The organism is Chryseobacterium sp. UF-81 (assembly GCF_058245105.1).
Genome location: NZ_JBSIBX010000001.1, coordinates 39,102 through 52,899, shown reverse-complemented (window position 1 = coordinate 52,899; position 13,798 = coordinate 39,102). Strand labels below are relative to the sequence as shown.

The 13,798-nt window shown below is 30.8% G+C and carries 14 protein-coding genes; all 14 read right to left on the bottom strand.

Going from position 1 to position 13,798, the window contains the following annotated elements:
* Nucleotides 1-491: 491 nt before the first annotated feature.
* Complete coding sequence (locus tag AC4IFE_RS00250; RefSeq protein WP_490753973.1) at nt 492-1,112, bottom strand: hypothetical protein; 621 nt, start codon at nt 1,110-1,112, stop codon at nt 492-494.
* Nucleotides 1,113-1,254: 142 nt separating this feature from the next.
* Nucleotides 1,255-1,872 (bottom strand): phage tail-like protein, encoded by a 618-nt coding sequence (locus AC4IFE_RS00245; protein WP_490753972.1) that lies wholly within the window; start codon nt 1,870-1,872, stop codon nt 1,255-1,257.
* Between the two features lie 376 nt (nt 1,873-2,248).
* Nucleotides 2,249-3,550, bottom strand: a complete 1,302-nt coding sequence (gene rimO, locus AC4IFE_RS00240; RefSeq protein WP_490753971.1) for a 30S ribosomal protein S12 methylthiotransferase RimO — start codon at nt 3,548-3,550, stop codon at nt 2,249-2,251.
* A gap of 94 nt (nt 3,551-3,644) precedes the next feature.
* Nucleotides 3,645-4,190 (bottom strand): dTDP-4-dehydrorhamnose 3,5-epimerase, encoded by a 546-nt coding sequence (gene rfbC, locus AC4IFE_RS00235; RefSeq protein WP_490753969.1) that lies wholly within the window; start codon nt 4,188-4,190, stop codon nt 3,645-3,647.
* Nucleotides 4,191-4,200: 10 nt separating this feature from the next.
* A complete protein-coding gene (locus tag AC4IFE_RS00230; protein ID WP_490753967.1) occupies nt 4,201-5,163 on the bottom strand; it encodes an MraY family glycosyltransferase in 963 nt (320 codons plus the stop codon).
* Nucleotides 5,163-6,059, bottom strand: a complete 897-nt coding sequence (locus AC4IFE_RS00225; protein WP_490753965.1) for an NAD-dependent epimerase/dehydratase family protein — start codon at nt 6,057-6,059, stop codon at nt 5,163-5,165. Before AC4IFE_RS00225 ends, AC4IFE_RS00230 begins: the two co-directional genes overlap by 1 nt.
* Before the next feature lies 1 nt (nt 6,060).
* Nucleotides 6,061-7,209, bottom strand: a complete 1,149-nt coding sequence (locus AC4IFE_RS00220; RefSeq protein ID WP_490753964.1) for a glycosyltransferase family 4 protein — start codon at nt 7,207-7,209, stop codon at nt 6,061-6,063.
* The gene (locus AC4IFE_RS00215) at nt 7,199-8,053 is read right to left on the bottom strand and encodes a glycosyltransferase (RefSeq protein WP_490753962.1); all 855 of its coding nucleotides are present in this window, start codon (nt 8,051-8,053) and stop codon (nt 7,199-7,201) included. The genes AC4IFE_RS00220 and AC4IFE_RS00215 overlap by 11 nt, the downstream gene beginning before the upstream one ends.
* 146 nt (nt 8,054-8,199) lie before the next feature.
* A complete protein-coding gene (locus tag AC4IFE_RS00210) occupies nt 8,200-9,069 on the bottom strand; it encodes an alpha-1,2-fucosyltransferase (RefSeq protein ID WP_490753960.1) in 870 nt (289 codons plus the stop codon).
* 53 nt (nt 9,070-9,122) lie between these two features.
* Nucleotides 9,123-10,256 carry a right-handed parallel beta-helix repeat-containing protein gene (locus tag AC4IFE_RS00205; RefSeq protein WP_490753959.1) on the bottom strand — a complete coding sequence of 378 codons (1,134 nt, stop codon included), beginning with the start codon at nt 10,254-10,256 and terminating at the stop codon, nt 9,123-9,125.
* A gap of 45 nt (nt 10,257-10,301) precedes the next feature.
* Nucleotides 10,302-11,093, bottom strand: coding sequence for a family 6 glucosyltransferase (locus AC4IFE_RS00200; protein WP_490753957.1), 792 nt, complete (start codon nt 11,091-11,093; stop codon nt 10,302-10,304).
* Nucleotides 11,094-11,099: 6 nt separating this feature from the next.
* The gene (locus AC4IFE_RS00195) at nt 11,100-12,137 is read right to left on the bottom strand and encodes an EpsG family protein (protein ID WP_490753955.1); all 1,038 of its coding nucleotides are present in this window, start codon (nt 12,135-12,137) and stop codon (nt 11,100-11,102) included.
* Nucleotides 12,138-12,143: 6 nt separating this feature from the next.
* Nucleotides 12,144-13,151 carry a glycosyltransferase family 2 protein gene (locus AC4IFE_RS00190; protein ID WP_490753953.1) on the bottom strand — a complete coding sequence of 336 codons (1,008 nt, stop codon included), beginning with the start codon at nt 13,149-13,151 and terminating at the stop codon, nt 12,144-12,146.
* 5 nt (nt 13,152-13,156) lie between these two features.
* Nucleotides 13,157-13,798, bottom strand: coding sequence for a CatB-related O-acetyltransferase (locus tag AC4IFE_RS00185; protein WP_490753952.1), 642 nt, complete (start codon nt 13,796-13,798; stop codon nt 13,157-13,159).

Below are 13,798 nucleotides of genomic sequence, written 5' to 3'. Positions count from 1 at the left end.
CAAGGGCTGTAAGTACCTATTATTAGGGATTTTAAGTAGCACTGTTAAAAAACGTTAAAAAAAGCACTTAAAAGTTAACATAATTAACTTTTCCTCGAAAAAACTCAAAATGTAAATTAAATAATATATTGATAATCAGTAATTTAAATATTTACTAAAATAAATTAATATATCATCTCTAGTTGTTTAAAAAACAAAAATTTTATGACCTTAAATGAAAAGAACTGTTTAATAGAAGTCAATAAGGCCATACTTTATATCACTCTATAATTATTTTAACAATGTTTTTTTTAAAGCAGAATGAAATTCTCATCAAACTCTATTAATTAAAATAGCACTGATTAGTCTTCTCTTCTTTAAACACTCTTCTTATATAACAAATTAAGTACCAACTAAGTTTATACTAAAGATCTTATAATAAGTTCATTGTTATAAAACAAAAAACCAATGATTGCTCATTGGTTTGAATATATAATAAATAAGTATTAATCTTATTTTAAGTATTCTATCACATAGTCATATGTTCCAGCAGGATATACTACTGACATACTTGGAGAACCTGTAATTGCATTTCCAGCAGTAGTTGCAATGGTATAAGAGTATAAGCTTCTGTCATATACAGTGTTTGTACCTGCTTTATAAATAGTAATACCATATAAAGCAGTCATACCTGTTGGAGATGGGATATTTACAGCGGTTGAACTTCCTGTTGCGGCAAATGTTCCTTTGATAGCATAAACCTGCTTGCTTGCTACTAATGTATTGGTAGCTGTTTCAGCACTGGTTACATCAAATTTAGCATTACCTCCTCCTAGTGGTCTCCATACTCCTGCAGTTACATTACCATTTGATGCACCATTTGGATTATAGAAATAATAGTATCCAGGTGTCACGGGTGTTGCAGTTGAAGATCTGTTACCTGTTGTAAGAGTATTTCCTGTAGCATTGTTATATACAAGCATACCATCAAAATAAGTAGGAAATGTAAATCCATCAGCAAGGCTTAGATCAAATTGAAAGTTAACCAAGTCTACACTTGGAATTACAATACCTTTACCAACATTAGGTCCGGCACCGGCTTCAGAACTAAACGATGTACTACCGTCAATCATTACATTTGAGTTGTTAACAGCAGGGTTAGCGGGAAAGTTTGTAAGTATTTGGGCATTTAAGGAAATTCCAGCAGCACCACTTAGTATAATTAAATAAAGTATTTTTTTCATCTTGGATATTAATTAATATTATACAATAAAATTATTTTGTTAGAGCATACCATGCAGTACCAGACCAAACAATAGGGAAACCTCTAAACTGAGTCATGGTAACAACTCCAGCTACGTTAGTAATAGCATTACCAACTGCTGCAGTATTATTATTAAATACATAAACTACTCTACCAGCATCAGCAGCTGTTAAATTAGGAAAGTTAACTGCTGTACCTCCGGCAGAATTAGTAACAATAAAAAAGTCATTAGCTCCAACAGTGTAAGAAGCTGCAGTTGTAGTCACAGTTGTACCTCTAATTACTTCATACCTCTGCGTTGGGGCAGCAGCACCTCCTCCTACAGCAACCCAAACAGAGTTTGGAGCGTCATAGTAATAGAATCCTGTTGCGGTCACATTAATTGTTTTACCAGCTGCAGAGCCATCCAGAGTATCAACAAATGTAAGGGCGCCATTCTGAGCAGTCGTATATGCTGCATCTTTAGCAGCTAACTGAGTTCTTGACAAACGAGGGACTAGTAAGGCATCAGGTCTGGCATTGTCAGTAGTATTAGCTACTACATCTAATGTTGCGGCTGGTGTGGTTGTGTTAATACCTACACGCCCCGTTGTCTGAGCCTTGGAAATGGCCGAAAGGCCAACGAGCATCGTCGCTGTTAATAAAAATTTTTTCATAAGTTTTTAAAGATTTTAAATTACATTATTTTTCATCAATATGTCCAAATGGGAGTGCATCCCAACTTGTGCCAATCATTATAGTTATTATTTAACATTATTAGATAGATAACTTATTGAAGCAATTGATTTTAAAACATTGCTTATTGCGCAAATTTAAGACATAATTTTCAAATTTATTCATTTTATATAAAAAAAATAAAAGAGTTTTATTAAGCAAAAAATTAAACAACTGATAATCAGGATAATCAATAATTTAACAGCTTCTTTAACTATGTTAAATTTTATTAATATTTTCAATTATCTTCGAAAATCATACAATATTATCATTGCAACAGGAATAGATTATTTAAACCAATTCTCCATACAGGTCAAATTCTTCTGCGGAAGTAATTTTCACTTCAGCAAATTCTCCTATAGAAATATAGGTTTCATCAGCTGACACCAAAACTGTATTATCTACATCAGGTGAATCAAATTCTGTTCTTCCGATGAAATAATTACCTTCTTTTCTATCAAATATACATCTGAATGTTTTTCCAATTTTCTCCTGATTCTTCTCCCAAGAAATTTGCGATTGCAGCTCCATGATCTCTTCTACTCTTGCTTCTTTTACTTCCTGGGGAATATCATCCTCCAATACGTAAGCGCCTGTATTTTCTTCATGAGAATAGGTAAAGCACCCCAACCTGTCGAATTTCTGCTCCCTTACCCAGTCTTTAAGTTCCTGGAATCTTTCTTCAGTTTCTCCAGGATAACCTACAATCAAGGTAGTTCTAACAGCCATGTCCGGAACTTTTTCTCTAAACTTGGCTAACAATGCATTCGTTTTTTCGTGAGTTGTCCCACGTTTCATTGATTTCAACAGATCAGAATTGATATGCTGAAGAGGAATGTCGATATAATTGCAAACTTTAGGTTCTTCACGGATGATATCAAGAACATCTTCCGGGAAACCACTTGGAAAAGCATAATGAAGACGAATCCATTCTATACCTTCAACTTTTAAAAGTTCTTTTAAAAGTTCTCCAAGCGCACGTTTTTTATAAAGATCCAGACCATAGTAAGTAAGGTCCTGCGCAATAAGAATGATCTCTTTTGTTCCTTTTTTTGCCAGCTTTTGAGTTTCCAAAACCAGTTTTTCGATAGGGGTAGATATGTGTCCCCCTCTCATCAAAGGGATAGCACAGAAAGAACATGGACGGTCACAACCCTCTGAGATCTTCAGATAAGCATAATGTTTGGGAGTGGTTGTCAGCCTCTCTCCTACCAATTCATGTTTGTAATCTGCACCAAGGTGTTTTAGCAGAATAGGGAGATCTCTTGTTCCGAAATACTGATCTACATCCGGAATTTCTTTAATGAGATCCGGCTTGTATCTTTCGGACAGACAACCTGTAACAAAAACCTTTTCGACTTCACCTCTGTTTTTTGCGTCTACATAATCAAGAATTGTATTGATTGATTCTTCTTTAGCATTATCAATAAATCCGCATGTATTGATCACTACAATATCTCCGCGGCCTTCGTGAACCACTTCTTTTCCATTTGCTTTCAGCTGGCTCATTAATACTTCAGAATCATATACATTCTTGGAGCATCCAAGTGTAACCACATTGATTTTCTTCTTCCCTACAGATTTTGTGCGCATCGTTTTGATTTTGAGTGTGCAAAGATACAAAATAATAAAAGAGTAGATGTGAAAAATAATAACCACTTTAGGAAAGTGGTTATCAATATATTATTTAAAAATTTTTCTCGGAAAATTTAGGAAGTATCTTATCTTTTTCAGAAAGTATGATTACTTCGTTTGAAAGTTTCCAATCAATATTTAAATCCGGATCGTTCCAGATCACACTTCCTTCAGAGTCTTTATTATAAAAATTATCGCATTTATACGAAAAAACAGCTGTTTCACTTAAAACTGAAAAGCCATGTCCGAAACCACGAGGAACATAAAGCTGAAGCTTATTCTCTGGAGTCAATTCGATACCGAACCATTTTCCAAATGTTGGTGAAGCTTCTCTAAGATCAACCGCAATGTCCCACACTTTTCCTTCCAAACATGAAACTAGTTTTGCCTGAGCATGTTGTCCTTTCTGTAAGTGAAGCCCTCTGAGAACACCATATGAGGATTTTGATATGTTGTCCTGAACAAAATGCCCATTCATACCTGTTAGCTCTTCAAATTTTTTTTCATTATACTTTTCAAAGAAGTATCCTCTATCATCTTCAAAGATTGTAGGTTCTATAATATAACAGTCTTTTAAGGATGTTTCTTTAATTTTCATTTTTGTATTTTTATAAATTATGTTCTTTTTTGAGTTTCCATTTAAGTCCCAGATAGAGTCCTCCTAAGGGAATAAATATAATTAAAATTATCAACCAAATTGGAAATTGTGAATACATTAAAAAATTATTAATTAATAATTGAAAAGCAGCATACACAGAACTTATTACTAAGTGTGAAACTTTTTTTTCATTGGCAAAAAGCTGATATAGATGTCTTCTATGGGCTTCAAAAATATTCTCTTTCAACAATATTCTTTCTATAATTGTAAGGACTACTTCCATTCCATAAACTGAAAGTAACAGAATATATTTATACTCTCCGGTTCTCATGATCAGGAGAGTGATAAGCCCTATCACCCAAAAACCGATTCCCATGCTTCCGACATCACCTGCAAAACATTTGGCTTTTTTTCTAAAATTAAAAAATAAAAAAACCAAACATGCTAAAATTGGATATATTATGAAATTTTCATCCGTAAACTGTATAATATCTTTATTGATATATGCTAATGATCCTAGCGTTACAAGACTATAGATTCCTGTCATTCCGTTAATTCCATCCATGAAATTATAGGCATTCAAAGTTCCTATTATCATAACAAATAAAATGGGCAAGACCCAGAAAGGCATCAGACTAAAAGCTCCTGTAAAATATAAAAGCAGAATTACCGAAATTAAATGAACCGAAAGTCTGATCTTGTTTGACAGAGTTTTGACATCATCAATAAAACTTATAATGCAGATAGCCAAAAGCCCTAATCCAAAAGACCAATAATTCTGTATGACTTCATTAAGGTTAAATAGACAAAAGACAATAAATGCCATGGGAAAGATAATTCCTCCACCTCTTAATGTGATTTGTGTGTGAGCACTTCTATGGTTGGGTTTATCAATAATATTGTACTTATCAGCAATTTTGAAATATATCAAAATGGAAATAAATAATACGATGGTGACAAGAATATATTCCATTATTTTGATTGAAAGCTTTTTATTGTCTTTGTTAATCCTTTTTCCGCTGAAACTGGAAGTTTATTGATTCTTAAAGCCTTTTTTATTTTTTTATTAGAAACCGAATAACTTTCCGTTAGCTTTTTTAATCTTTCAGAGTTTAAAGGCAACCTTATTTGATCTCCTATCCTTGCAGCAAAAACAATAAGTTTTACAGGAAGATGCCACAATCTGCTTTTTTTCCCAGAAATACTACTTATAATCCGAATCAGCTGATTTGTGGAAATAGAATCATCATCTGCAAAATTATAAATTCCTGACTGAATATTTTTATCTTTAAGTATTTGCAATATCAGAAAATTGAGATTATCAATACTTAGAAAGGAGCGTTCGTTCTCAAATGCTGCCAGCGGCCACGGAATCCCTTTCTCCACTACTTTATATAAAAGATTTAGGTTTCCCTTATTTCCAGGACCGTGAATCATACATGGCCGAATAATAAACAGCCTTTTATCTTCAGGCAGGTCTTTAGACAATAGATACTGTTCTGCTAAAAGTTTCGATTTTCCGTAAGGGGTTTTAGGATCCGAAGCATGTTCTTCATCCAGAATACCAACGACAGTATCTGCTGAAGCTTTTACACTGCTGAAATATATAAAATCCCTGATATCCGATCGCAGAAATTCATCAAAAAGTTTCTTCGTTAGTTCTGTGTTTACCCCAAAATATTCTTCATCAGCAGATGTATTTGAAGTATCATGAGCTTTCCCTGCAAGATGGATTATGACATCAGAATTTGCAATCAACTTCCAATTATTTCTTAAAGACAATCCCGTAATATTACAGTTATTTTCTTCTAAATATTTGGATAAATTTTGGCCCACAAAGCCGGAAACTCCAGTAATAGTTACATTCATGTTAATAGCCTAAATTTGTATGAATATGATCCCAAATTTTTGTTTCTTCAAAATGTTGTCTCACAAAACTCCTTCCATTATTTCCATGCAATTGTTTCATTTCAGAATTTTTAATATAAAATTCTATTTTTTCTATAATATCGGAAGGCTTGTTTTCTATAAAAAGCCCGGTTTGACCTTCAATAATTGATTCTTCACATCCTGTTGCTTTAGTAATTAAGACGGGCAACTTCATTGAAGAAGCTTCTAAGGATACTGTAGGAAAGCCTTCACGGTAAGTTGGTAACACGAAAATATCCATTATATTAAAATATGGAGCAGCATTCAAAACAAATCCTGTATTTATGATATTGGGGTCATTTTTTATAACTTTTTTTGATTCTTCGCTTATTGCATCCCTTTCTTCAATAGGTCCTATTAAGAGCAGTTTTATGTGCTGATGTTTTTCTTTTAATACCTTCCAAGCCTCAATGAGTTCATTAATTCCTTTATCTTTAACCAATCTTCCCACATATCCTATCACAAAATCTTCTTCATTAATTTTAAGGTCCCTACGAATATCGGCGATTAAAGCAGCATTTTGTTTTTCAGGGTTAAATTTATTTTCAGTATCAATGCCATTGCAGGTACCGAGGCCTAATATAATATTTTTAGAAGGAGAATTTAAATGATCATCTTCACTGATTTTTTTTACAGAATGACTTACACAAACAACTTTAGTAGCTAATGTTCCCGAAAGCCTATCAATATTTTTAAGAAGTAATCTTTTAAGCCCTCTACTAGTTTCATATATAATACCATGTCTGAAGTATACTCTATCATTAACCCCAGCAAGAGAAGCCGCAATCATTGTTACCATCCCACCTTTCGGAGTATGCCCAACAGCTGTTTCTATTTTATTCTTTTTTATGAATTTATAAATCTTATAAATAGCTACTAAATCTGTAATCGGACTTATATTTCTAGTTACGTTCACTGAAAAGGGAGTGTATTCTAAAGAATCAGACAACTGAAAAAATTCTTCTGAAGGAGTACATCCCAGATAATAATTATTATTTGTTTTTGTCCGCAAATATTTAAACTGCTTTCCAAAAAAGTGATTGATTACAAAAGATATAGTAATGACATGAAGAATTTTTTTATTTTGCATCAATAATACTATTTAATGTTTTTTCCCATTCATTCTTATTGGGAAGCTCTTTTGTATTTCTTCCTGCGATCAGTAGTTGATCTAGATGAATTTTTGAAAGAAGAGTTGCTGCCAGCATTTTCAGATTATTTACAATAATAAGTTTTTGTTTTAAAATGAAATGATTTTTCAAATATTCATTCTTTTTCAAGAGTTTATTTTTCTTATTTAGCCTACTTTTATAGGTTTTTAACTTAAATACCAAAGGGTCTCTATAAAATAAGAGCGGTTCCTTTAAAATGTCAAAATTACTAGATGGAAAACTTCTTATCCATAAATCGGCATCTTCAACTCCTGCAAGATCTTCTGAATACATAAATTTTTTAAAAAATTCTATTCTACCTGCAACAGTAGGATGATTGAATAATATCTTATTAAACAACTCTGTATATTCATTTAATAAAATGGCTTTTCGGTATCCTATTATATGATCTTCATCATCCAACACAACAATTGAAGTACCCACAGCATCTATTTTTTCATTATTTTCCAAAAACCCCACCTGTTTTTCAATACGATCAGGAAACATAATATCATCAGCATCCATCCTTATGAAGTACTTGCCTTGGGCTAAATTAATCTGTTGATTAAGCCTATAAGAGATACCTTTATTCATCCCATCTGCAATTACTTTAATTCTACCGTCATTGAAAGATTGTATTATTTCAAGCGTTGAATCTGTACTTCCATCATCAGTAATAATCAGTTCAAAATTTTGATATGTCTGATTTAATATTGACAGAATACTTTTAAAGATAAACTTTTCAGCGTTAAATACCGGAATTCCAATTGTTACTAAACTCATAAATTATTTTCAAATGCAAAATTAATTATTTTATTCATCACTTTCTTTAGATTGGGCTTATTGAATATCCCCCTTGTCAAGTCTAACTTTTATCATGAAATACAGATTTGATCGAAGATTCCAAGAATTTTATCCATCGTCTTTAATTATATTCTTAGCCATTGTTTGGGTATGAACTTTTCAGTAGTTTCATTAAGTTTTCCTTTGTACCATTTTTTTGGAGCAATTATTATTTTATTTGAATTTTTATTTAAATAAGCTGCCCACCAGCTAAAAGTACTGTTTGCAATGATCTGATTTTGGCATTTGCTCATTATAATCATATCCTCTATTCCTGAATTCCCCGTAACAAAATGAAACTGGTCCCCAATAAAATTTTCCTTTGCCCACTCTATATCCTGTGTAAATATAAAAAATCTTGGATTTGATATCTTTTTTCCAATATGATCCATTGCTTTCTTATAATAATCCATATCACAGATATTATATATTTTGGTATTGGCTAGGATCTTTATATAGTCATCTCTTCTGATATGTATGCCTACAGAATTTGAATTTTCAATTTCAATAATCAGATCATTAAGTTTATTACAAGATGCTTTTGATAATTCTATTTTAGATTTTAAAAGCTCTGAAATAGAATCCGGGTATATTGAATTTTGCCAGTACCCCTCATAATAACAGTTATCTTTAATATCTTCTACCGGCTCGTGGATATTAGGACTTTGTATTTTAATTTTTTTATTGATGAACGGAAAAAACTGTGTAAGTTTTCGTTCATATCTTGATAAACTCTTAAAATAAAAAATAGATTTTTCGTCAAACTCTTCTTTTATAAAATTGATGGGAAGATCAAATTTCTCTATGTCTAATTCACGCTGAGTAAAATTTTTATGTATCAGCTTAGTCTGTGCATGATATAAAACCTCAGTATTAAGCTTTTGTGCTGCATACTGACCAAATGCATACTGAAATAACTGATTTCCAAGCCCTCCGGAAATTTTCACTTTTATCATTTTGTGTGTTATAAGATATCTTTTAATTAAAAATTAAAATATTAAACATTTTGTTAGAAATTTTTTCTGTTTAATATTTTTTTCTGTTTATTATCTGTCCGTTCAGTTACAATATTCTGAATATTCAGCTTAATTTGTCTAGTATCGTTCTGGGAATCAATAAACTGGTTTTTATCTGATTTCCAATTTCCGTTTTTGATATTTATATTCCCAACAGGCTCATATTTCTTCTTCTCTTTGTTATTTAAAAAACCAAATGCATATGGTGAACTTTCATCAAGGTGGTTATCTATATTAATGGTTACATTTTTTTTATATTGAGGATCATCCGTAGATAATCCATAAAGAACAACATAGATTCCACCATTATTATTGAATGTAATAATATCTTTCAAATTAACGTTTTCAATTATATCTTTATACCAACTTGGTTCTATATCAATTCCAAACATAGGATTCGTACCAAAAGTATTGGTAACAAGAATATTTTCCAAGAAAATATTCTTGCCGGATGTAATGGCAATACCATTTCTTCTGGCATAATCAATTTGTGCATTTTTGATCGATATATTTTCACAAAACCCTCCATCTTCAGAACCAATAAAGATCCCTTCTCCCCAAGTATTTTTAATGTTTGCATTATATACTGCAATATTTTTAGAATTTCTAATACCAATGCCTGCTCCCCACTCTCCCTTTTCTCCCAGATGTTTCATTCTGTCACCTATAATTTTAGGATTATAAATAGTAACATTTTGAACTTTATATACTCTTATGATATCGTACCAGTCTTTTATGTTCTGGATATCATTTTTCGGTTTTTCATCAGGCTTAACAATAATTAAAGAATTAGGCTGAAAAAATAATTTTGAATTATCTTTTATAAAAAGACCTTTACTATTTATTAGTAAAGGAAAATCAGGGAACTTCACATTTTCCTTCTTCCTCAAAACTTCTTGTATAATATCTGTATAATCTACATTTCCTTTCTTAGAATAATTTTTAGGCAATGACAGTGTAAGATCATAATAAACAATTTTATCTGCTTCAATATTATCCGACTTCCTGCTTTCATATAAATTAAGCAATGATGTAGGCTCTTTTTTATATGTAAAAGGAGCTTGTTGACAATTAAAAAGACTTGTTATTAAAATATAAAAAGCTATGAATCGTAATCTTATATTCATCGGAATCATTATTTATTTGAAGAAATTAACCAAGACTATAAAACATTACTGATACTTCCAAATAAATGAATTGTAAACCCTCACTATTTTTTTCCTTAATCTAAGGAAATATGATGTTTTTGGTAGCTTATCAAAATATTTACCTGCATGTTTTATTTTATTCATAATAATTATTTTAGGCACAAGCGGAAGATCTGAATCTTCAGGATATCCATAAGAAGGATCCAAAATTAATACCTTCTCACCTTTATCATGAAAATACCTATTAATATGAGATTCATCATGATAGACAGCCATTATATTATTTTGAAGATCTTTATCAATGGCGTCTGAAAGACTTTGACTCAGTTCAATAAAACTGTCTGCCTTTCCTCCATTCACTCCTCCCATAAAATAATGATATATTTCTTCTTTTTCGAATTTTATGTAAGCATTTGATCTTTTATTTCTTTCGAAAGGAAAAGAGTTAGCATTTTTATTATAATAGCCCGGATGAAGAACTCCTATTAAATCTTGATCGTTTAAAGGGAGCATCTCTGAACTTATCTTTTGGACAAAAGACATATTGGAATTGAAAAAAAATAAATAATCAAATTCTTTCAATTTTTCCTGAACGGAAAGAAACATTTTAAATCTCAATAACGAATCCAAAGGAAACCCTTTTGGTTTTTCAAATTTTATATGTACGTTATCCTGAGATTTTATTTCTTTGTTATCTGTAAAAATAAAATAGTGTTTCTCTGTTCCCTCTAAAAAATTCTCTTCACATGTTTTATAGAAATTTTCCCAAAAAACCGAATATTTACCTGTACAAATATATAATATCCCTATTTTCATCTTAACTTATTTATCAAAAATAAAAAAATAATCTCTTACATACTTAGCAGAATCCATATAAAGATAAAGATAAAAACTACTGTAAGCTATAATGAGTAATTTTGGAATCCACCTAAATTCTTTTCTGAATAATTTCACAAAAATCGGAAGTAGGAATAATTCAACTATAATGAAGATATCTAAAAATCTCATACTTGCTGCAGGCAATTTAGCCAACACAACTACCATAAATAATCCAATACAGTATAATTTTAGATATAGATAAAACCCTTCATTATTATCTGCTAATTTTTTGCGAAAAATATAAAAGAGTGCAATAAAAATGATTTTAATAATAAAAACCGTACTCAGGACTTTCGTTTCAGTCTCATTATAATTATATGCTGTACTTTTTTCCTGAACATAAGTGACATTGAACACAGCAAAAATATTTTTAATATCAACTATGAAATATAAAAGATAAGCTAACGGTATCAAACTTACAAATATAAAAATCTTTTTATCGTCATTCTTAACAAAAAATATCAGCGGTATAAGAACTATAAATGAGTAATGGAAAAATACTGCAATAAGAAGAAACATAAAAGTCCTTTTCTTATCATCCTTTTGCCAAGGACTCAAAGCTAAAAGCATAAAACCACAGGCAACACCTGCACGAATGGCGTTCATCTCCTGAAGTATAAAAAAGGTTGAAAAATAAATCACCATACTCAGCCAAAAGTAATTGGAATATCTTTTCATTCCTACTAGTTTGAGCCAAACACCTAAAACCGCATAAAAAAGAAAAATAAGAACAGTACTTCCAAAATTATTATAAAAAAAGTCTGCAATCAACTTAAACGAAAATTCTGCAATCCGGCTGTAATTTTTAATGGTTATACTTTTAAAATATAACATATAATCATTATCCACATCATCACCTCTAAAGCCGACAAAAAAAGCAAAAAATATAAATAATATTGCAATTACAAATCTGCCCGGTTTTTTATCCCCTGCAAAAAATGCAATAACACATAATATTATAAATATAATTGTATATACCATTATTTTTTAAATTTTATAAAATGCAGCAATGATGCTCCTCAATAGTTTTGTTGTAAAACTTCTGTCTCCGTTGAAAATACTATTTACAGAATTATTCTTAAAAGCCTGTTTTACAAAAGGGAGTTTTTTAAAATATAAAAATGCTGACATTTTATTTTTATAACTTTTACCCCGTTTTAATTCGTTCATCAGCGAAACAATTACAGAGTTAATTACGGAATTATAGTAATTTATTTTATATCGGTCTAATATGTTATTAGCTATTAAAAACTGATAAACTTCATTCAAATAGTTTCCAACTAAGGGATAGGAATTATAAAAATAATTACCCGAAGTATTATTTACTTCTTCCAGATGATAATAAAAAACTTTATTTATCATTGAAACTTTGTCTGCAAAATAAAAGCTTTGGGTTAAAAAAATTAAATCCTCATAGGTACATTTTCTATTATCTACAAATCTGATATGATGTTTGTCTATAGATGACCTGCGATATATTTTATTCCACATGCCTCCATTTTGAGAAAAGAAATTCCATTCTTCTGAGTCTTTTTCTGTTCCTATTAAAAGTTTTAATATTGTTTCTTTTATATCTTTTTTAGCTATCTCAGGATATAGAATTTCTTTTTTTACATTGTCTATATCAATTCCAAAACCACTAACTACAATATCTGCGTCATCTTCTTTTGCAACCATATATAATTCTTCATACATGGTAAGAAGTCTGTAATCATCATGATCAGAAAAACCAATATATTCTCCTTTGGCATTTTCAATTCCTACATTCCTGCTCAGACCTATATGTAGATTTTTTTCATTTTCTATAACGACAATTCTATCATCATTTTTTGCATATTCCTTTACAATAATATCAGTTCCATCAGTAGGACAATCTAATACCAAAATAACCTCAATTTCTTTTAAGGTCTGATTTAGTATAGAATCTAAGCATTTTCGTATTGCATTTCCTGCATTATGTACCGGAACTATAATACTTATTTTCGGAATCCTCATCAATATTATTTTTTCAAAGCATTTAATTTATGGATTAAATCATCAACATTATCTTCGGTAAATGATCGATAGAATAGATCAATGTTTTCTTTTAGAATATCTTCAGAAAAATCGGCAAGCGAAATATCTTTTATTTTTTCAATAATATTCTCAGGAAGCCTAAATTTTATAAATTTGGCAGGATTTCCTCCCACAACAGAATAGGGACTTACATCTTTTGTCACTACACTTCCTGCCGCGATGATTGAGCTCTTACCAATTGTAACTCCCGAAAGAATAGTAACACCGTGCCCAATCCAGACTTCATCTTCAACAATAATAGGGCCTCTGCTTTCTGAATCTTTAAAGAATTGCTTATTAAAAAGTCTTGATTTAAGAGGGTAAGGTGTAATATGATCTATCTGATGGTTTCCTCCTAAAATAAAACAAACATCTGGAGCTATAGATACGTAATTCCCTATTTGTAATTTTTCACCGGCCTCTTTGGAAAAACTTTTAACATTAAGTTCTCCATAAGTATGTTTTCCTACAGTAACAAGATCAAAAGGAAAATCATTCATAATCTGAGTAGTATTATGAAGGTTTAAACTATGCCATACTTTTTTCCGTTTGTAAAATTGATAAATACTGAATCCAGGAATTCTCAT